Raw genomic sequence first — 20,817 nt, 5'->3', positions numbered from 1 at the left:
TTCTTCAAGACTTTCAAGCGGTTACCTTTCGATTTCCGGCCCGCCTAATTGGCTTGCCCCTCGAAAGAGATGCGCATTCTACAGACCTCACCGAAGCTGTCAACGATCAATTCAAATTTTTTAAATTGATCGTTGAACACACACTATAGAGCCTCAGGCGACCACGATGATGCGCGCGATCTTCTTCTTACCAGCCTGGATGACGCACTCATCCCCGGCCACAAACATTCTCTGCCCCTCAAACTGCTGGCCATCCACGTAAACGGCCCCGCGCCCGAGCACATCCCGCGCTGCCGCGCCGTTTTTGACAAGCCCGGCCAAACGCAGGACTGCCGGCATAGGGATTTCTGCCTGACCATCAAGAGGCACTTCTACTACAGGCACGTTATCGGGAATCTCGCCCAGCGCAACGCGATTGCCTGCAGACTTATGTGCAGTCTTTGCCGCCTCTTCATTATGGAAGCGGGTAATCAACTCCTCGGCCAGCAGCTTTTTATAGTCTTGCGGGTTCTCGCCGGCATTGACCGCAGCCCGGAACTGCTCAACCTCTGCCATCGGACGAAAACTCAGCAATTCAAAGTAACGCCAAAGCAACTCATCAGGCATGGACAGCAGCTTGGTATACATTTCCCCGGGTGCGTCGTTCACGCCCACGTAGTTGCCCAGGGACTTCGACATCTTCTGCACGCCGTCCAGCCCTTCAAGAATGGGCACTGTCAGAATGGCCTGGGCTTTTTGTCCGTAATGCTTTTGAAGCGCACGCCCCATCAGCAGATTGAACTTCTGGTCAGTACCGCCCAGCTCCACGTCCGCCTCGAGTGCAACCGAGTCATAGCCCTGGATCAGAGGGTAAAGGAATTCATGAATGGCAATAGACTGCTCAGCACGATAACGCTTGTCGAAGTCATCGCGCTCCAGCATCCGGGCCACCGTGTACTGACCCGCCAGACGAATCATGTCTGAAGCGGTCATTTTCCCCATCCACTCCGAATTGAAGACAACCCGGGTTTTCTCCGGGTCCAGAATCTTGAACACCTGCTCTTTATAGGTGATCGCATTCTGACGCACCTCTTCTTCGGTCAACGGGGGACGGGTTGCACTCTTGCCGCTTGGATCACCGATCATCCCGGTAAAGTCGCCGATCAGGAAAATGACTTCGTGCCCCAGGTCCTGAAACTGACGAAGCTTGTTAATCAGCACCGTGTGGCCAAGATGGAGATCCGGCGCCGTAGGATCAAACCCCGCCTTCACGCGCAGTGGTCGACCTTCTTTGAGCTTGGCAACCAGATCTTCCTCGGGGATCAGCTCATCAATACCCCGTTTAATAATCGCCAGCGCTTCTTCAATTGATGCCATGAACCCTCACCCGTTGTGACAATAAGAGGTGTACCGGTTACAGAGCTCTACAAAAGAACGCTGTGCGTTACCGGCACCCTTGGTACAGTAGAAATGCTCAGAATTCGATCAGTCAGAGCAGGAAAGCACAGAATTATACCAGTGCCGATGCACTTTGTACGACCAACCCGGAAGCGCATGGTAATGTTGAACACTGTTGCAATTATGCTATATGCGGTACTCTGATGGTCTACACTTGATCTGGCGCTTTAATAAGCCGGTACAAATTACTGGATTACCGATTAAAACGGGTGAGCCACGTGCTGAAAACATTCCCCAAAACTCACATTACCCTGGCTGCAGCGGCCACGGTCATTGTTTCTGCGACCGTTCTGATGAGCCCCAGCTCAGACGTTGAAGCCAAACGCATGAGCTATGCGGTCGTCCTGGACCAGGGCATGGTCTCAGGTACAGAGATGCCGACACCGAACGTGGCATCTCCGGGCCCGGACTTTTCTGACACTGGCGATGCGCCCGGAAATGCGCCCCTGGTGTCATCCGCGCAGGCTGACGTTGCCCCGGAACCCGACATCCAATGGCAGGCATTCACCATCAAGTCGGGCGATACGCTCTCCTCACTGTTTCGCGAAGCCGGCTTTAACGATGGCCTGATGCTCTCGGTTATCAACGGTGACGGTGAAGCCGACAAACTGCAGCGGCTGTACGCCGGCGAAACGATTCGCTTCGGTGTCGACTCCGACGGCAACCTGGCTTCCGTTGAACTCAAACGCAGCCTGCTGGAGTCCCTGAAAATATCTCGGACAGATGAGGGCTTCACGGGCGAAAAAGTCGTTCGTGAACCGGAAGCCAAACCAGCGTTTGCCTCCGGCGTGATTGACGGTTCGCTTTATCTTTCTGCCAGGGACGCAGGACTTAACGACCGTCTCACGATGGAACTCGCGGGCATCTTCGGGTGGGATATCGATTTCGTCTATGACGTAAGGAAGGGCGACAGGTTCGAAGTCGTATACGAAGAGCTTTTCATCGACGGCAAGAAATTCGATACCGGCCGCATTTTGTCAGCACGCTTTATCAACCGTGGTGAAGAGAATGTAGCCTTGCTGTATACCGATACCAACGGCGATAGCGACTACTACACGCCGGACGGCAAGAGTATGCGCAAAGCGTTTCTGAGAGTCCCGATCAACGCACGGCTTTCCTCACCATTCAATCTGCAGCGCCGGCACCCGGTTCTCGATGTGGTACGCCCCCACGAAGGTACCGACTACGCAGCGCCTCCGGGAACCCCCATCAAAGCGGCTGGCACCGGCCGGGTCCGGTTTGCGGGATGGAAAGGCGGCTACGGTCGGACGGTGGTTTTGCAGCATGGCGACAACATTACCACCCTCTACGCCCACATGAGTCGACTCGGAAAGGGCATCAAAAATGGAACCCGCGTAAAACAGGGCGAGACGATTGGCTATGTCGGTTCATCCGGCATGGTGACTGGCCCTCACCTGCACTACGAGTTCAGGATCAACGGCGCCCCGAGAAACTCCAGAACCGTCAAACTACCGGACGCAAAACCCGTCCCGAGTAGTGAAATTGCGCGCTTCCAGAGCTTTACCGAACAGCGACTGGCCCAGTTCAACGCTTTCCACGAAAGCAGTCAGCAACTGGCTTTGGCTCCGGATCGCTAAGAATGGACTATTGGCTGGGTTTGATGTCGGGCACCAGTATGGACGCCGTTGATGCGGCGCTGGTGTCCTTCGAAAACTCCGGCCTGGCCATCCACAAGACTCACTCGCTTCCCTATCCGGACCCGCTTCGCCAACGACTATTGCTGGCCACACAGAATCAGGCTGATCCTGATGAACTGGGTGAACTTGATAGCCTCGTCGGCCAGCACTTTGCGGCCACCGCAGCTGAACTGATCGATAACGCCGGCATCAGCCGAAGCCAGATCCGCGCCGTCGGCAGTCACGGCCAGACCATCCGGCATCAACCCGCGGGCAAGGCCCCCTTCTCAACCCAGATCGGCAATGCCGCCTGGATATCAGAGCAACTGGGAGTCACCACTGTTTCAGACTTCCGCAGCCGCGATATCGCGGCGGGCGGCCAGGGTGCGCCGCTGGTTCCCGCTTTTCACCAATGGCTTTTCGCCTCGCCCGAGCAAGACCGCTGCATTCTCAATCTGGGCGGCATCGCGAATATCACCTGGCTGCCAGCCGGAGCCCGCAAACCGGTCATTGGCTTCGACACCGGGCCGGCCAATGCTCTGCTGGATGCCTGGTGCTTGGACCAGACCGGGCGGCACTACGATGACAATGGTCACATGGCCAGTGAAGGCACCGTTCACTCGGGGCTCCTTGCCAGTATGTTGTCGGACGCTTATTTCGGCAAAGCCGCGCCGAAAAGCACAGGCAAAGAGCGGTTCAATATCGAATGGGTGCGCACACACCTGCAACGCTTTGAAGGCATACCGGCCGAGGATGTCCAGCGCACGCTACTGCAGCTTACGGTCACCACTATTTTACAGCAGCTGCCGCAGGAAACTGCTGATATGGGCGTTTATGCCTGTGGCGGAGGGACGTCGAATACGGTTTTGATGCGCGAGTTGAAAATGGGGCTGGGCTCCGTGACCTTAAACACGACGGACGCACTCGGACTGGACCCTCAATGGGTGGAGCCGGTGGCCTTTGCCTGGCTGGCCCGGCAAACGCTCTCGCACCTGCCGGGTAACCTGCCCGAGGTTACCGGAGCCTCGGGTGAGCGGGTTCTGGGAGCCATCTTTCCGGCCTGATTCAGATCGAAAACGAGCTTCCGCAACCACAGGTGGAGCTGGCGTTCGGGTTCTGCACCACAAACTGGGAACCCTGAAGCCCTTCCTGATAATCAATACTCGCCCCCACCAGATACTGATAACTCATCGAATCAACAAGGAGCTTTACACCGTCGCGTTCGATAACGGTGTCATCGTCTTCCTGACTTTCGTCAAACGAAAAACCGTACTGGAAGCCGGAGCAGCCACCGCCGGTCACAAAAACTCGCAGTTTAAGATCGGGGTTTTCTTCCTCCTCAATCAACTCACGAACTTTTGCGACGGCGTTGTCGGTGAAAAACAACGGCGCGGCCATTTGTTGCTGAACTACACTCAAGGTCTGCCTCCGGCATTATATTGCTGTCGGGAAAGTATGGTATTCCTGACCAAAACAATCAACTATTCGGACTTCTCCTCACTATCACCAGAAGCTCGCGGCTCCGGCTCGCCGTGGGAGTGGGTCAACAGGCCGCTGGTCTCGTCTTTACGCACCAGATTGCCATTAACGGTCGCCCCCATGGCCATTTCGATCAAGCGGTAATACACATTTCCGGTCACCACGGCTTTCTCTGCCAGTTCGAGGTGAGTCGAGGCGTGTACGTCTCCCTTTACCTTGCCATTAATGATGATATGCGGAGCAACGACATCACCAAGGATTTCACCCACTTCCGACAATCGCACCACTGCGTCGGAGCCTTCTTCTGCAACCACCCGCCCTTTGACGGTGCCGTCCACGTGCAGGCCGCCGGAAAAATGCACATCGCCTTCAACCGTCGTCTTGCCGGAAATCAGGGTGTCAAAATGGCCGGGGGAGCGGCGAGGTTTCTGCTTTTTCTTGCCAAGCATTTCAATTCTCCGTTAGATCTTTCCAATCAAAGGTTCGTTCTGCCTGAGAAGCTTTGCGACCCTCGGCCTGGGCAACCACTTGAATCTCGTATGGCTCGAAGTTTTCCGGCAAATGCAGGCTACCCTCAACGTCCTGGAAATAACGAAAGCGGAACTTCACGCCCAGATCGTCGATCTCCTCTGACAAATCTCTCAGCGCAATCACTTCTTTCTCACCATCCAGAACCCCAATCACGTTTACAGCCACCAGGCCCGATATGTAGCTTTTGTTGTTGCCTACCTGGGTCAACACCATTTTGAATTCGAAACTGCCGGACTCTCTCGCGGCCTTCAGGGTAAAACTGTCCACCTGCAGCCCTTTGCTGGTTTCGGAGGGCGCCATGATATTGCGATAGAACGTGAGGTCCGCTTCCAGCTCGGAAATTCGGGTTTCAAGACCGACAATCGTATGGCGCGCTTCCCGCATAGCCTGCTCATCAATGGCCCGCCCCCGCTCCAGATTCACGGCCGTTTGGCGGGCATCACGATACTGTTCGCGCAGATTTTCCACCTCGTCCCGCAGCTGCTCGACCGACGCCTCCGCAGAGCTGAACCGAAACCCTCCCTGCGCCAGGCCTGCCGCGTATCCGGCCACTGCCGCAACAATGGTAAAAGCCAGCAGGATCAGGGTTCGGCGCAGACGGTAGCCGGGGCGATGGCGAATGACAACGTATTCGTCCGCCGGTTTTCGGGAGTCACTCACGGCCCGTCCTCATGGCAGCATCGCCGGCGCATTCAGCCCCAGGGTTTCATCCAGCCCGAACATAATGTTCAGGTTCTGAATCGCTTGGCCGGCCGCACCTTTCACCAGGTTATCGATGACCGACGAGACAATCACGATGTTGCTGTTTTCCTGGCGGTGCAGCGCCATCCGGCAATGATTGGCACCCCGAACACTGCGCGTTTCCGGGTGGCTGCCAAACGGCATCACATCAACAAAGGGCTCATTCTGGTAACGCCCTTCATAGAGCGCCTGAAGCCGATCAAAGTCTTCCGGACTCTTCAGCTCGGCGTAAAGCGTCGCTTCGATCCCCCGGATCATCGGAATCAGGTGCGGCACAAATGTCACACCCACGTTTTCGCCGGCCGCCGTTGCAAGCCCCTGGCGGATCTCTGGCAAATGCCGATGTCCGGAAGCGCCATAGGCCTTGAAGCTCTCGCCAATCTCACCGTGCAGCATACCAATCTTGCCCTGGCGACCAGCACCGCTGGCCCCGGACTTGGCATCTGCGATCAACCTTGACGGATCGACCAGGCGCGCCTCCAGTAACGGCAGGAACCCTAGTTGCACTGCGGTGGGATAACAGCCCGGGTTGGCAACCAGCTGAGCATCGCGAATAGCATCGCGCGCCACTTCGGGGAGGCCATACACGGCTTTTTCGGCCCAACCGGCGCTCTCATGGGGCATACCGTACCAGTCGGCCCAGGTATCAAGATTTCTGAGCCGGAAATCGGCGGACAGGTCAACCACCCGGACACCCTGCTCCATGAGCTCAGGCACCATACGCATGGCCACGCCATGAGGGGTGGCAAAGAAGACCAGATCACATCCGGCCAGCACGGATACATCAGGCTCAGAGAAGCGAAGATCGAAATGGCCTCGAAGGTTGGGGTACATATCGGCCACGGGCATACCCGCTTCTGACCTGGACGTGATACAGATAACCTCAGTTTCCGGATGAACCGCCAGAATTCTCAGCAGTTCCACCCCGGTGTATCCGGTGCCACCAACGATGCCTACTTTAATCACTCTTATCTCCAACGTGGTCTGGATAAAATTGGGAAGTATCGAGGCGTAGTCTAACATGATAAACCAAGGACTTATTGCAGCCTGCGGGCCCGCCGTTACAATGTTGTCAGAAATCCGCTGACGAACCTGACCTCCAACCGGAACACCTGGCCAATGCGTAGCATCAGGCAACAGATTACTGAGAACCTGATCCCCGTATTCCGGCGAAGACTCTCCGGCGTGGATGCGCTCCCGCAACTGGCGGTACTGGGTTTGCTTTCGGGTATTGTGACCGGGGGCGTCATCTTGCTGTTCCGCTTTGCTATCGAGTGGCCGCTGGAGCATTTTCTGCCGGGCCCGGGGTCAGAGAGCTTCGAAGAGCTTGATTGGCTCACGCGGGGGCTCCTGCCGCTGGCGGGGGCACTTAGCCTGGGCCTCTTGCTGCACAAGCTGTCGCTGCACGACCGTAAAGTCGGCATCGTGCACATTATGGAGCGATTGAATTATCACCAGGGATACATCTCTTTTCGCAGTGCCATGGTCCAGTTTGTCTCCGGGGTAACAACTGTGGTTACCGGGCAATCTTCCGGCCGTGAAGGCCCAGCCGTGCATCTGGGGGCGGCATTTTCCAGCCTGCTCGGGCAATGGATGCGCCTGCCCAACAATAGCATTCGGACATTGGTAGCCTGTGGCTGCGCCGCGGCAATTTCAGCGTCCTTCAACACCCCGATATCCGGGGTCATTTTCGCCATGGAAGTGGTGATGATGGAGTACACCATTGCCGGCTTTACCCCGATCATCCTGGCGGCAGTCAGCGCGGCTATCGTCACCCAGGCGGTTTACGGCACCGAACCCGCGTTCAGCGTTCCCGCGCTGACCATGAATTCACTACTGGAAATTCCCTGGATTCTGGTCATCGCCGTGATCATCGGTATTGCGGCCGCCGCGTTCATCCAGTTGGTCGACAGCATGGGGCGTTATCATCATCGCCCGGTACTGCTGCGAATCATCGCCGCCGGAGTGCTGATGGCGCCCTTTGCTCTGGTCATTCCGGAAACCATGGGCATCGGCTACGACACCGTCAGTGAAACGATTCATGGTGAACTGGGTTTCTGGCTGCTACTCGGCGCCGGCAGTGCCAAACTGATCATCACTGGCCTGTCCATCGGGCTGGGTATGCCAAGTGGCGTTATCGGCCCAACCATCTTCATGGGCGCCACCCTGGGCGGAGCCATGGGGCTGATTGGCGCCCACCTGTTCCCGGACATTGCCTCATCGGTTGGCTTCTATGCCATGCTGGGTATGGGCGCCATGATGGGGGCGGTGCTGCAGGCGCCACTGGCCGCCTTGATGGCGCTGATGGAACTTACCCGTAACCCGAATATCATACTGCCCGGTATGCTGATGATTACCACGGCCAGCCTTGTCACCAGCGAAGCCTTCGGAAAGAAATCGCTGTTTCTGACCATTCTCAAGAGCCAGGGGCTGAGCTACCAGAACTCACCGGTCATTCAGGCGCTACGCCGTGTTTCCGTTGGTGCCATTATGGAGCGCAATATTCTTCGGACGGAGCGCACGTTTACGCCTGAAGAAGCCAAGAAAGCGCTAAAATCCGAGCCGAAATGGCTCCTGGTGGAGGGCAGCAATGGCCCCACCGCCCTGTTGCCCGCGGTTGACCTGGCGCGTTTCCTGGAAGACGCGGAAAAACAGGCGGCCGAGGAGGGCTCGGCGTTGCCGGAATCCATCGATTTGATGGAGATTCCCGCCAACCGGCGCGATGTTGCCCCAGTGCAGTATCAGGCCACCCTTGAAGAGGCTTTGCAGCAATTCGATACCACCCGGGCCGAGGCACTGTATGTGCAACGACATGTGGCCCCCATGATCCAACGGGTTTATGGTGTCGTGCTGCAATCCGACATCGAAAGTTACTATCAATACCGACGGAGCTAATGAATGCTGTGGGTTAAAGCTTTCCACATAATTTCTCTGGTGTGCTGGTTCGCCGGCATTTTCTATCTGCCAAGACTGTTCGTATATCATGCCGCCTGCGAGGATACACCCGGCAAAGAGCGCTTCAAGGTCATGGAGCGCAAGCTCTACCGGGGTATCACTACGCCGTCCATGATCGCAACGGTGGGCTTCGGTCTCTGGTTGCTCAGCTACAACTGGGCAGGGTACTTCAGCCAGGGCTGGCTGCACGCAAAACTGGTGCTGGTGGTTTTACTCATCGTCTACCACTTCTACTGCGGCCACCTGGTGAGCGTTTTTCAGGATGACCGAAACACCCGAAGCCACGTGTTCTACCGATGGTTCAATGAGCTGCCGGTATTTATTCTGCTCGCCGTGGTCATTCTTGCGGTTGTTAAACCATTCTGAGGAGATCCGCCATCAAACGCTTTACCCGCCCTCACGTTCTGGTGCTGTCCGGGCTGGACCCCTCCGGTGGCGCCGGTATCCAGGCAGACATCCAGGCGATCACATCCATCGGCGCCCATCCCCTGTCGGTGCTCACCTGCCTCACGGTGCAAGACACCCGTAACGTCTATGGTGCCGAGCCGGTCAACCCGGCGCTGATTCGCCAGCAACTGGAGTGCCTCGCCGAAGACACTCCGATTCACGCCATCAAGACCGGCGCCCTGGGCAACGCGGCCGTAGTCGAGGTGCTCGTTGGCTTCTTGCAGAAACACACCGGCATCCCGCTCATTGTTGACCCTGTTATAAAGGCAGCCGGTGGCGGCGACCTCGCCGATGACGAGCTGGTCTCGGCCATGAAAAGCTCGCTCTTTCCGCTGGCAGAAATGCTGACACCAAACGGCGAAGAGCTGGCCCAGCTGGGTGGCAGCGACGACCCCGCCGCGGCCGCGCACTGTCTGCTGCAAACCGGTTGCGAATCGGTGTTGGCAACCGGCGGTCATGGCACCGGCATTCACATCATCAATACGCTTTACAATCACGCACCCGAGCCTATGGCCTGGGAAGTGGAACGGGTGGGCAGCAATGAATATCATGGCACCGGCTGCACGCTGGCTGCGGCCATCGCCGCCGGCCGCGCCATGGGCCTGTCACCCAGGGCCGCAATATCCCAGGCCCAGAATTATGTGCATCGGGCACTGCTCAGTGCCTTGACCGTTGGCCAGGGCCAGCGGGTACCAGACCGGGGCATCTTGTGGGAACGCTGACTCCACACCTGCATCCGGGACTTTATGCCATCACCGACAACCGGCTGACACCGCCGGAATCGCTTTTGGCATCCGTGGAAGCCGCACTTACCGGTGGTGCCCGGCTGGTACAATATCGGGACAAACAATCAACGGCGCAGGAACGGCTGACGCAGGCACGAGAGCTCAACGCTTTGTGCCGCGCGTTCAATGTTCCGTTATTGATCAACGACGATCCTGAACTGGCAGCCAGGGTTGGCGCGGCGGGCGTGCATCTTGGCCAGGGGGACCGTTCACTGGCGGACGCCAGGGGTATGCTGGGAGAGGATGCCATTATCGGTATCACCTGCCACCACAGCCTCGAACTGGCACAGGCGGCCGCCTCGGGCGGCGCCGATTATCTGGCGTTTGGCCGGTTCTACCATTCGGCGACCAAACCCGGAGCACCCCCGGCTGAACCACACATTCTGGCCGAGGCGAAAACCCTGGGATTACCGATTACAGCAATCGGCGGAATCACCGGCACCAACGCCGAACCGTTGATCCGGGCCGGGGCCGATCTGCTGGCGGTGGTGGGCGGCCTGTTCGGCGGCCAGCCCCAGGATGTTGAGGCCCGGGCCAGAGCTTTCGCCCGTTTGTTTGCGCAGCACCACCCGCTTTTTTCACATTCCAAGTAACAGGAGATAACCGTGAGCCATTCTGAAACACTTTTTGAACAGGCCCAGAAATACATTCCAGGCGGTGTCAACTCGCCGGTTCGGGCATTCCGCGGTGTTGGCGGTACTCCGGTCTTTTTCAAACACGCCGAAGGCGCCTATCTGTACGACGAGGACGACCGCCGTTACATCGACTTCATTGGCTCCTGGGGCCCGATGATCCTCGGGCATTCAGACCCGCGCATCAAAGCCGCACTGCACGCTCAGGTTGACCTGGGTGTTGGCTATGGCGCTCCGACCGCCATCGAAACCGAGATGGCGAAAAAGGTCTGCGAACTGGTGCCGTCCATCGAACTGGTACGCATGGTGAACTCCGGTACTGAAGCCACCATGAGCGCCATCCGCCTGGCCCGCGGCTACACCGGCCGCGACAAGATCGTAAAGTTTGAGGGCTGCTACCACGGCCACGTGGATTCTCTGCTGGTGAAGGCCGGCTCAGGCGCCCTGACCCTGGGTGTTCCAAATTCCCCGGGCATCCCGGAAAGTCTGGCCGAGCACACGCTGACTCTGACCTACAACGACATTGACGAGGTTCGGGAGACCTTCCGCCAGATGGGCGACCAGGTAGCCGCCATTATTGTGGAACCTGTTGCCGGCAACATGAACTGCATCCCGCCGGTCCCCGGTTTTCTGGAAGCACTGCGGGAAGTCTGCGACGAACACGGCACTGTGCTGATTTTCGATGAAGTGATGACCGGCTTCCGGGTGTCGCTGGGCGGGGCCCAGGGCCTCTATGGCGTCAAGCCTGACCTGACAGCCCTGGGCAAGGTGATCGGCGGCGGCCTCCCGGTAGGGGCCTTTGGCGGCAAGCGTGAGATCATGGAGCATATTTCACCACTCGGGCCCGTGTATCAGGCTGGCACACTGAGCGGTAACCCGCTGGCAATGACAGCCGGCCTGACCACACTGAACGCCATTTCCGAACCCGGTTTCCACGACCGGCTGACGGAAAAAACCAACCGGGTGAAGGACGGCTTCAAGGCAGCAGCCGATGAAGCCGGTATTCCGCTGGCGGTTCAGTCGGCCGGTGCCATGTTTGGATTTTTCTTCACCAGTGAAGCTTCAGTGACGCGCTTCGACCAGGTCATGGGTTGCGATGTAGAGCGCTTCAAGGCGTTCTTCCAGGGTATGCTGAAGGAGGGCGTTTACCTGGCACCGTCGGCATTCGAGGCAGGCTTTACCACCGCAGCCTTGTCGGATGAGGACATTGAATTCACCCTGGCGGCTGCGCGCAAGGTCATGAAAACGTTGTGAGGCACCATGCCCCCGGGCATCAATCCGGGGGCAGGCTTCCGCCAGGCTAGAAAATGCCCTCAAGAGAGAGCAGCAGCGTGTGCCGACGATAATCGTATTCGTTGAGCTCACTCTGCTGATGACGGAAAAACCATTGCGGCCGCAATAACCAACGCCCAGTGAGAACGTACTCAGCCATCAGCCCTACTCCGGTCAGGATGTCTTCCCGCCTGCGCTCTACCAATGTCCCTGACTCAACCCAGCGATGCGGCTTGCCATAGCGATTGTGGCGAACCGACAGTTCACCCGCCAGGGCCAACCGCGGCGACAGATGATAATTCGCTTCCAGAAGGAGTTGGTGCCTCGTGGGCGATACGCTGATAAACCGTTCGGGCAGGTTCAGATCTTGCCGGTTGTTCAGTTCCAGGCGGTACTTTCCTGTCAGATCCAGATCACCAAACGGGTAACCCAGCCCGGCCGTCAACTGGTACCACTGGCCGTCGTAGGCCTGGTAGCCGCCGCCACCCTCCACCTCTTCCAGGGCAAACGCCAAGTCACACCTCAGATCTTCGGAAGGTAAACACTCGGCAGACCGGGCCAGCAACTCAGCCCCCCAGCGAGTTTCCAGACTCTCTCCGTCAAGCCACGAACGCGACACCACCGGCCGAACCCCAACCGCCCAACGCCCCCAGGCACGCATGACACCGAAGCGCGCCTGTAATAACTGCTGATTATAATCGCCATCTTCGGCATAGCGTCGGGCAAACGCGATCAGGTCCAGCGAGAGCCAACGAACGGCATCCATGGCATAGTCAACGGAACCGGCGGCTATCACTTCGCCAAGTGCACTTCCCTGATTACTGGCGGAATCTTCAGGCGTTGCAGAGAGATTGCTGTCGTAGCCGACGCCGAGAGAAAGATAACCATAGGCATCAATGCGACGACCAGCCCGGGGCAAGGCCAAACCGTCGAGTTGTGCCACCTGCTGCTCGGCAAGACGCTGAACAGTCTCCGGTGGTGAAGCCGCAAGACTTTCCTCAAACCACCCACGGGCTTCCCCCGGCCGATCATCGGCAAGGGCGACCAGGCCCAGGTTATACGCGGCCAAGGCGCGATCGTCGCTGTCCAGTAAATGGGAAAACCACTGACGGGCCGCCGAATAATCCTCCAGCCGATAACAGACCACACCCAGATTGTAATGCAGTGACGGAGACTGAACGCCCAGCTCTGCAGCCAGCTGGAAACTTTCCCGGGCCTGGCCAAGATTGCCTTGCTGAAACTGAGCCACGCCCTGGGCCAGCGCTTCCCTTGCCCCATCAGAGAAAGCGGATTGGGCCCACAGGGGCTGACCAAGAAGCAACAGAAGGATGAAGAGGAGACGCAAGGACAACCCCGGGTTCAGTCAAGAAATAGAAAACCGTTGGCGGAAATCGAGGTTACCACACGCTTTGTGGTTACGGCCTCGAGGATTGAGGCGGAAGTTCCGGCTTTTTGCCTGGATCAATATCCGGGCGCTGGCCGGAACCAGGCCGCTCCGGCCGGTTCTCACGAACGTCGCGGGCACGCTCTGACATGGCTTGGCCAAAATCCCGCCCTTTTTCACGGGCCTGCTCACGAATTTGCCGGCCCGGGGGCTCATCATCACCACGTCCAGGCCCGGAGGAACGACGCTCCAGTGCCGGCAACTCCGGCAGACGAATTTCACGGGCAACCGATTCCGTGACGTCCTCATTCTCACCAACCAACCGCATGGTGACATCAAGATCGTCCCGGCCAAACACCGGCGCGGACATCAGGGCGAGTATAAGGCCAGCGGTTGCGAAGCCAATAGACCCATTATAACCACTCATGTTGCAGGCTCCTTAACACCCACGGGGGCATTCCGGCTCGCCCCCGGGTAATCGGGTATGGTGGCCCGAAACACTTTCTGCCGGCCTTCAGCATCCAGTTCGGCAACAAGCTCGCCGGCCCCCGGGAACAGAATCCGCAGGGGCAGTGCCAGCACATTGTCCCCCTGTTCCAGGCTCACCTGCCAGCGCACCTGATGCTGCCCGGGCAAGCCCGCGAGTTCCACGTGAGGCGGCAGATTCAGGGTCAGGGTAACGTCGTCCAGGGGCTCTCCCGCCGTGAATGCCAGACGAACGGTTCTCTCCACCGGCGCAGCAACGGGGGAGTCTACCACCTCTGCCACGGTGGCAGCCTCATCAGGCTGCCACCGTTCGGACTGCCCGATGAACAACCCCAATGCCAGCGCCGCCGCCACCGCTCCCCCCCAAGCCATGTGTACACGCCGGCCCGAACCGGAAGACAACTGTCGAAACACCCGCGATTCAAAATCCGGGGCCGGCCGAGGCACATCAAACTGCGCCGCCATGCGGGACAACAATATGTCTTCCATATCACAACGACACCGGCAGCGAGGGCAACGTTGCAAATGCTCACGCACCACTGCTGCCTCATTCTCGGGGAGTGTCGCCCTGACATAATCAGGTAATTGTGATCGAATGCTTCGACAGGACATGGTCATCACCTCACTCCTCAACACGCCCGGGGTCGCTTCCCGGTTCCATACGCTGCTGCAGGTATTTTCTCAACGCGGCGCGGCTGCGATGTAGTCGCGACTTCACGGTACCAACCGCAACGCCCAGTACCTCGGCCACATCTTCCTGTCGCCAGCCGTCAACATCGTGCAGAAGCAGCAAGGTTCTCTGATCTGGCGAAAGCCGTTCCATAGCCTCGTCCAGCATGAAGCCAAGGCGCGACTGATCCAAGACAAGTTCTGGAGTGGCATCATCAGATTCCAGCGCATCAAACCAGTCCGCTTGGTGATCCGCCGCCATCAGCTCACTGGCTGCCCGGTCAGCACGGCGCCCCCTGCGGCGAACCGAATCCACAAACTGGCGATAAAGCACACGGTTCAGCCAGGGCCGAAGGTGTTCCACCGTCTCCAGTTCCGATAGACGGGGATACAGTTTGACGACCACATCCTGCACCAGGTCCTCGGCGTCCTGGCGTGTTCCGGTTAAACGGTAGGCAAACGCATACATTCCCTCAAGGTGGGCCTGAACCAACCGATGGAAACGTTTCTGTGCGGACGGGCGGAAAGGAAAAATTGCCAAAGACCAACTGCCTGATCGACATTCTGAAAGGGGGCAGTCTATCTCACGCCCGAACTGAGTGCACTTCAGGCGATAATGACGGATTTATGGCCGAATGTTAATGCAACAACCGGAACCTTTTTCGAACCCTCTGCGTTGGGTTCTTACTGGCACCCAACGACCAGGCCAAAACTGGACCAAAAAACCGGAGGGTTTTATGAAGCAACTGAGCAGAGTATTTGTCGTTTCTGCGCTGACCAGCGCACTGGTGGCATGTGGTGGTAGCGGCGGTTCCTCATCATCGGGTGAGACCGGCTCGGTCTCCGTTGGACTGACCGACGCCCCGACCATGGAGCTGTCCAGCGTCAACATCGCGTTCAATGCCATCCGGCTCAAGCCGGCCGACGGTGACTGGCTGGAATTCAACCTCGATGAAACCGGTGTGGTTGACCTACTCACGCTGCAAGGCGGTGTAACCGAGCCACTGATCACCAACGAGGAAGTGCCCGCCGGGGTCTATAACGAAATCCGGCTGATTATCGACACCGACAGCTCGACGGTAACAACTCCGGATGGCGGCACCAGTACGTTGGCAGTTCCTTCTGGCGAACAGAGCGGCCTGAAGCTAAAAGGTGACTTCGTGGTGGCAGCGGATTCCGGCAACAACTTCACCATCGATTTCGATGTGCGCAAATCCATTGTAAATCCACCCGGAAATGCCCTGGCTGATTACATGCTCAAGCCTGTGCTTCGGCTTGTAAACAATCTTGAGGTCGGTGAAATAGAAGGCACGGTTGATTACACAAATATTGTGCAAGCCCGAGGTACCGCCGATACAAATAATGAATTAACCGACTGCAGCCCCAATTACGAGGGTGCCGTTTACGTCTACGAAGGCGCCGACGTCGACCCGCTCGACCTGAACATCACTCGCGATGGCACCAACCCGTTGATGGTGGTTCCGGTTACCGCTCAGGAATCCGGGTCACTCTATGAGTGGACCGCAGCATTCCTGACCGAAGGCCAGTACACCATCGCCTACAGCTGCCAGCTGGACAACAACGAGACCGACGAAGACCTGGAGTTTGACGGGCAACAAAACGTCTCGGTTGTTGCCGGTGAAACAACCGTGGCAGACCCCATACCACAGCCCTGATTCTGCTGTGGCGTTCAGAGACCAGGGACGGTCTCTGACCATTCATTCCGCCAACCCGAGTTACAGTGCCGCAGCCCGGGCTTCAGCCTGATCGGCCCCGGCAACATTGCCGCGGGCCCGGCGGATATCCGCCAGCAGCAACCAACCGGAACGCTGCATCCGTTCATTGTTACCCGCCAACGACAGGCCTTTCAGCGTGAACTGCTCTGCCGCCCCAAGATTGTCCCCGGCAACGTAGGCTTCTGCCAGTTTGAAATAGACTTCTGCAGATCTTGGCGCAATACGTTGGGCACGCTCCAGCCGGGCAATGGCCCCGGCCGAATCACCCTGACGCAGGCGCTGATCCGCATCCTGTACCAGCGTAAGCGCCGCCGCCGGCAGCTGATCGCCGGCTTCACGATAGCTGGGGGAGCGGGTGCCCGACGGTTCGGGCTTGCTCACAGCCGGCTGTTCACTTTTGCGCCACACCCGCTCACTTTGCTCAGGGGGGATATCGGCCCGGGGCGGCTGTGGTGCCTCTCGGCGTTCTTCGCCACCGATAGGTACGTAAATGGAGCCGCCCCCGGGGCCGGTGGCACAACCGGCCAGAGCAGCGAACACGGCCAAACAGGCCGACTTCGCAATCACGCGTTTACTCATTGAAACAATCCTTCAAACCAACCTCGAATTTGTCGGCCAATACTGCCACGACAGCCTGTATGCCGTTGCGGCTCGCTACCGGCAATGAATGGCATCAACCGGGCATTCTCGCAGTTTTCACCCGTGAGCGCCTGCGCCTCCGGGTCGACCCAATGATACTGAACACCATCCGGTACCACCGGAGAGAAACCGTGCTGCGGGATCTGCGCCATCATCGTCGACCACACCGGCAAAGCCCCGGAGGCGCCAGTCAATGCTGTGGGGCCATTATCGTCCCGGCCAACCCAGGCCACTGCCAGCAAGTCGCCACTGAACCCGGCAAACCAGGAATCCCGGCCATCATCGGTGGTCCCGGTCTTGCCCGCCAGCGTCAGGGAGTCCGGCAACCGGTAATAGGCTGATTTACCGGTCCCCTCCTGCATGGTTTCCTGCATGGCATACTGCACCAGGTGCACAGCTGCCGGGTCTGCCACCTGGTCCACTTTCAGGCTATAACGCGACAGCGGTTCATTGGCCGCATCGGTCACTTCCCGAATGGTTCTGAGCGGCGTATTAAAACCCGATGTAGCAAGGCCCTGGAACAACTGCGCCACATCCACCGGCGAGAGGGATACAGAGCCCAACAACATCGCCGGATAATCTGAAATGGGCGTCGTCACACCGAAAGCCCGAAGTGTGTCCTGCACGACCGGTATCCCGACATCCAGCCCAACACGCACCGCCGGCAGGTTATAGGACTGCGACAAGGCTCTGTGCAACGGCACCTCACCCCGTTCCTTGCGCCCATAGTTTCGCGGCTGCCAGCGCTTGCCATCGTCAAACTCCAGGGTAAAGGCTTTGTCCTGAAGCGGGGAGATCAGGGTATACCGCTCCGGCTGGGAAAGCGCTGCCAGGTACACGAAAGGCTTGACCAGCGACCCGATCGGCCTGCGCGCGTCCACTGCCCGGTTGAAACCGGCGAAACGGGGATCTTTCCCCCCCACCAGCGCCAGCACCTCACCGGTATCCTTGGCGGTCACGACCAGGGCTGCCTCCAGCGCTTCCGCGTCTTTGCCAGCGGCCAGGCGTTGCACGGTATTACTGGCGGCCGTTTCAGCGGCCTGCTGCACTTCCGGATTGAGCGTGGTGAATATGCGCAAACCCTCGCTCTGAAGGTCCTCCTGCCGGTAGTCCCGGGCCAGGTGGCGCCGCACCAGATCAATGTAGGCGGGGTAGCGATTGTCGGTGTAGGACGGCCGGGCACTGAGCCCGAGAGGGCGTGCACTGGCCTTCCGGGCCTGTTGACCGGAAATGGCGCCGGCCTCCGCCATCTCGGCCAGCACCAGATTACGGCGCGATCGGGCCCGCTCCGGGTGCCGGCGCGGGTTGTAGTAACTCGGCCCCTTGACCATGCCAATCAGCAGCGCCATCTGGTGCACACCGATATCCCGCAGGGATTCGCCAAAAAAGAACTGACTGGCCAGGCCAACCCCATGGATGCTCCGGGTGCCGGCTTGCCCGAGATAAACCTCGTTCAGGTAGGTCTCGAGTATATCGTCTTTGTCGTAGTGTAATTCCAGCAGCACCGACATCAGCGCTTCATTGCCCTTGCGCAGCAGCGTCTGCTCCCGGGTCAAAAAGAAATTCTTGACCAATTGCTGGGTCAGCGTACTGCCGCCCTGAACAATCCGACCGGCCTGGATGTTGGCCACCATGGCCCGGGCGATAGACAGTGGCGCAATACCGATATGCTGATAAAACTGCCGGTCTTCTACGGCCATCAGGCCGGCGACCATGGCATCTGGCACCTCACTGAGCTCCACCAGAACACGATCCTCGCGGTGAGCCGGGTATATGCCTCCGATCTGCGCGGGCGTGAGGCGGACAATAGGAGACGGCGGGCCCTCAAGCACCGTAAAAGCCGCTACCCGATCGCCGCGAATGACCAGCGACAGCCGACGCCGGGGCTCCTCGCCATCTGGGAACGAAAATCCCCGGGTACTGATGACGAAGCGGTCTCCGCTGCGTTGCCAGCTTCCCGGCCGCCGGCCATCCCCGGCCCGATACCCCGCCAACTCAAGCTCGCGGGTCAATGCCGCCGCGCTGATGCCGGCACCATCGTAAAGCTCCAGGGGCCGGGCATACACCCGGGAGGGCACCTCGAAACGCCGCCCCTCAAATCGGGACGTCACAATGGCGTCCAGATAGATCATCCAGCCGGCCAGCAACACCAGGCACAGCACCGAAATACGGAAAATAAGACGCCAGAAACCGGTGCGTTCAGGTTTGGGGCTGGCTGCGGTTTTTTTCTTACGGGAGGCAGTTTTTTTACTCATGGCGCGATTATATCGAAGCCCGGGCGACAATCGGCAGATCCGGTGTGTGTTATTTCTGTAATCTGCCCGTTATAGTGGACGTTTCAAGAAACGAAAAATCAATGACTTCAAGGATTCCAGGAGCACAACGTGAGCGCCAACGGCCCCGATACACTGATCAAGGCACTTCAGAATCCGGCACTTTTCGACCATCCGGTCGGGGACTTCCGGGTGATTGAAACCCACATTTCACAGGTTCTGCTGACCGGGGACTATGCCTACAAGATCAAGAAGCCCATGGATTTCGGGTTCCTGGATTTCTCGACACTGGAGCGCCGGAAACACTTCTGCGAGGAAGAATTGCGCCTGAACAGCCGGCTGGCCTCCGAACTGTATCTGGAAGTAGTACCGATTACCGGCTCTCCGGAACAGCCACGCCTTGATGGTGAGGGCGAAGCCTTCGAATACGCCATTCGGATGCGCCAGTTTGACCAGAACCAACTGTTCGACGTTCGCCAGGAACGGGGCGATCTTCCACCGGAGTTGTTGACGAATCTGGCACGCCAGGTCGCCAGCTTCCACGACAGCTTGCCACCAGTCGCCGACGCTAAACCCCTGGGCACGCCGGAAGCGGTCTACGAAGCCATGCAAGAGAACTTCGACCAAATCCGGCCAATGCTGGATGACGCCGCGCTGCTGGCGCAACTGGATAATCTCGAGGGCTGGACACGCACCACCTTCGAGCGCCACCGGGAATTGATTGCCCATCGGCGGGCCAATGGCCTGGTACGCGAATGCCACGGGGATTTGCACCTGGCCAACATCACGGTATTCAACGACAGGGTTACCGTTTTCGATTGCATCGAATTCAACGAGCCCTTCCGTTGGATCGATGTCATTAACGACCTTGCGTTCCTGCTGATGGACCTTGAGTCCCGGCAAGAGCCGGTGCTGGCCAACCGGGTTCTGAACACCTACCTCGAATACCGGGGGGACTTTGACGGGCTCGCGCTGTTGCCGCTGTATAAGGCTTATCGCGCCATGGTGCGAGCGAAAATAGCGCTGTTCACGCTGGGCAACCCGAACCTGAGCGAGCCCGAGAAAGCAGAGCTGATGCAGCGGTATCGGGACTATGCCCAATTGGCAGAAGACTACGGTGCCATCCCCAACCATTATCTGCTGGCCACCACCGGCCTGTCTGCCAGCGGCAAAACCTGTGTTAGTGCTGCTATGGCCGGCGAACTCGGGCTGATCCGACTGCGTTCGGATGTGGAACGCAAACGCCTGCACGGACTGGGCCCACTGGATGACAGTAAATCCGGGCTGGGCACCGACCTTTACAGCCCGGAAGCCACAGAAAAAACCTATACCCACCTGGCGGAGCTCGCTGGCAAACTGTTGGCCTCCGGCCTGCCAGTGATTGTCGATGCCGCCTGCCTGAAAGAGCAGGAGCGGGCACTGTTCGCCGGCGTGGCGGAAAACCAGGGCCTGCCCTTTGCCCTGCTGCACTGCGAAGCCCCGGAGCATCTTCGCCGGGAGTGGGTGCGCAAACGCAAAGGCGATGCTTCCGAAGCGACGGAAGAGTTGCTGGATGCGCAACAAGGCTGGTTTGAGCCTCTGACGACCGGGGAAAAAACCCACACTGTCCACCTGCACACGGATGAAGAGCACGTTGCCGAAGCCATTGCAGACCGCATCCGGCAACACCTGGGTGTGATCAAGCCGGCATAGCCAAGCGGACCCCGTCCGGGTG

At 58.6% G+C, this 20,817-nt stretch carries 20 protein-coding genes; 9 read left to right on the top strand and 11 right to left on the bottom strand.

All coding sequences use genetic code 11. The annotated features are described in order from the left end of the window. Positions 1–153 precede the first annotated feature (153 nt). Positions 154–1,356: a tyrosine--tRNA ligase gene (gene tyrS / locus ACP2AU_RS06585; protein WP_426375313.1), complete on the bottom strand. Its 1,203-nt coding sequence runs from the start codon at positions 1,354–1,356 to the stop codon at positions 154–156. Positions 1,357–1,655: 299 nt separating this feature from the next. On the opposite strand from tyrS, the gene ACP2AU_RS06580 reads away from it, so the two are divergent. Then, positions 1,656–3,035, top strand: a complete 1,380-nt coding sequence (locus tag ACP2AU_RS06580) for an OapA family protein (protein ID WP_426375312.1) — start codon at positions 1,656–1,658, stop codon at positions 3,033–3,035. 2 nt (positions 3,036–3,037) lie between these two features. Then, positions 3,038–4,138, top strand: a complete 1,101-nt coding sequence (locus ACP2AU_RS06575; RefSeq protein WP_426375311.1) for an anhydro-N-acetylmuramic acid kinase — start codon at positions 3,038–3,040, stop codon at positions 4,136–4,138. A gap of 1 nt (position 4,139) precedes the next feature. Here the strand turns inward: ACP2AU_RS06575 and erpA are convergent, their stop codons facing one another. From erpA to argC, 4 genes are all read right to left on the bottom strand, one after another. After that, complete coding sequence (gene erpA / locus ACP2AU_RS06570) at positions 4,140–4,472, bottom strand: iron-sulfur cluster insertion protein ErpA (protein WP_426375323.1); 333 nt, start codon at positions 4,470–4,472, stop codon at positions 4,140–4,142. A gap of 83 nt (positions 4,473–4,555) precedes the next feature. After that, positions 4,556–5,002, bottom strand: a complete 447-nt coding sequence (locus ACP2AU_RS06565) for a bactofilin family protein (protein ID WP_426375310.1) — start codon at positions 5,000–5,002, stop codon at positions 4,556–4,558. A gap of 1 nt (position 5,003) precedes the next feature. Next, on the bottom strand, positions 5,004–5,744 hold the full coding sequence (locus tag ACP2AU_RS06560; protein WP_426375309.1) for a DUF6776 family protein: 741 nt from the start codon (positions 5,742–5,744) through the stop codon (positions 5,004–5,006). Between the two features lie 9 nt (positions 5,745–5,753). Continuing rightward, entirely contained in the window at positions 5,754–6,791 is a 1,038-nt protein-coding gene (argC, locus tag ACP2AU_RS06555; protein ID WP_426375308.1) for an N-acetyl-gamma-glutamyl-phosphate reductase, read from the bottom strand. Positions 6,792–6,944: 153 nt separating this feature from the next. Here argC and ACP2AU_RS06550 point away from each other — a divergent pair, with 153 nt between their 5' ends. The 5 genes from ACP2AU_RS06550 to hemL are packed head-to-tail and all read left to right on the top strand — an operon-like array spanning position 6,945 to position 11,898. Next, on the top strand, positions 6,945–8,720 hold the full coding sequence (locus ACP2AU_RS06550; RefSeq protein ID WP_426375307.1) for a chloride channel protein: 1,776 nt from the start codon (positions 6,945–6,947) through the stop codon (positions 8,718–8,720). Between the two features lie 3 nt (positions 8,721–8,723). Continuing rightward, the gene (gene hemJ / locus ACP2AU_RS06545) at positions 8,724–9,146 is read left to right on the top strand and encodes a protoporphyrinogen oxidase HemJ (protein ID WP_426375306.1); all 423 of its coding nucleotides are present in this window, start codon (positions 8,724–8,726) and stop codon (positions 9,144–9,146) included. Positions 9,147–9,187: 41 nt separating this feature from the next. Next, complete coding sequence (thiD, locus tag ACP2AU_RS06540) at positions 9,188–9,949, top strand: bifunctional hydroxymethylpyrimidine kinase/phosphomethylpyrimidine kinase (RefSeq protein ID WP_426375305.1); 762 nt, start codon at positions 9,188–9,190, stop codon at positions 9,947–9,949. Then, positions 9,937–10,605, top strand: coding sequence for a thiamine phosphate synthase (gene thiE, locus ACP2AU_RS06535; RefSeq protein ID WP_426375304.1), 669 nt, complete (start codon positions 9,937–9,939; stop codon positions 10,603–10,605). Before thiD ends, thiE begins: the two co-directional genes overlap by 13 nt. Positions 10,606–10,617: 12 nt before the next feature. Then, the gene (gene hemL, locus ACP2AU_RS06530; protein ID WP_426375303.1) at positions 10,618–11,898 is read left to right on the top strand and encodes a glutamate-1-semialdehyde 2,1-aminomutase; all 1,281 of its coding nucleotides are present in this window, start codon (positions 10,618–10,620) and stop codon (positions 11,896–11,898) included. Between the two features lie 46 nt (positions 11,899–11,944). On the opposite strand, the gene ACP2AU_RS06525 is transcribed toward hemL, so the two are convergent. The 4 genes from ACP2AU_RS06525 to ACP2AU_RS06510 all read right to left on the bottom strand — a co-directional run bounded on the left by ACP2AU_RS06525 (position 11,945) and on the right by ACP2AU_RS06510 (position 14,996). Beyond that, a complete protein-coding gene (locus tag ACP2AU_RS06525) occupies positions 11,945–13,261 on the bottom strand; it encodes a tetratricopeptide repeat protein (protein ID WP_426375302.1) in 1,317 nt (438 codons plus the stop codon). Positions 13,262–13,331: 70 nt separating this feature from the next. Continuing rightward, positions 13,332–13,727, bottom strand: coding sequence for a hypothetical protein (locus ACP2AU_RS06520; RefSeq protein WP_426375301.1), 396 nt, complete (start codon positions 13,725–13,727; stop codon positions 13,332–13,334). Then, entirely contained in the window at positions 13,724–14,398 is a 675-nt protein-coding gene (locus ACP2AU_RS06515; protein WP_426375322.1) for a zf-HC2 domain-containing protein, read from the bottom strand. The genes ACP2AU_RS06520 and ACP2AU_RS06515 overlap by 4 nt, the downstream gene beginning before the upstream one ends. 10 nt (positions 14,399–14,408) lie before the next feature. Then, the gene (locus ACP2AU_RS06510; RefSeq protein WP_426375300.1) at positions 14,409–14,996 is read right to left on the bottom strand and encodes an RNA polymerase sigma factor; all 588 of its coding nucleotides are present in this window, start codon (positions 14,994–14,996) and stop codon (positions 14,409–14,411) included. A gap of 196 nt (positions 14,997–15,192) precedes the next feature. On the opposite strand from ACP2AU_RS06510, the gene ACP2AU_RS06505 reads away from it, so the two are divergent. After that, positions 15,193–16,131: a DUF4382 domain-containing protein gene (locus ACP2AU_RS06505; RefSeq protein ID WP_426375299.1), complete on the top strand. Its 939-nt coding sequence runs from the start codon at positions 15,193–15,195 to the stop codon at positions 16,129–16,131. Positions 16,132–16,191: 60 nt separating this feature from the next. Here ACP2AU_RS06505 and ACP2AU_RS06500 read toward each other — a convergent pair whose 3' ends face one another. Continuing rightward, entirely contained in the window at positions 16,192–16,770 is a 579-nt protein-coding gene (locus tag ACP2AU_RS06500) for a tetratricopeptide repeat protein (RefSeq protein ID WP_426375298.1), read from the bottom strand. Further along, entirely contained in the window at positions 16,767–19,085 is a 2,319-nt protein-coding gene (gene mrcB / locus ACP2AU_RS06495) for a penicillin-binding protein 1B (protein ID WP_426375297.1), read from the bottom strand. The genes ACP2AU_RS06500 and mrcB overlap by 4 nt, the downstream gene beginning before the upstream one ends. Before the next feature lie 129 nt (positions 19,086–19,214). On the opposite strand from mrcB, the gene ACP2AU_RS06490 reads away from it, so the two are divergent. Further along, positions 19,215–20,795, top strand: a complete 1,581-nt coding sequence (locus ACP2AU_RS06490) for an AAA family ATPase (protein WP_426375296.1) — start codon at positions 19,215–19,217, stop codon at positions 20,793–20,795. The last annotated feature ends 22 nt before the right edge of the window (positions 20,796–20,817 follow it).

It is taken from the genome of Marinobacter sp. VGCF2001 (genome assembly GCF_049943275.1).
Classification (GTDB): Bacteria; Pseudomonadota; Gammaproteobacteria; order Pseudomonadales; family Oleiphilaceae; genus Marinobacter.
The sequence above is the reverse complement of the archived record's forward strand: the minus strand, read 5'-3'. Positions and strand labels throughout refer to the sequence as shown.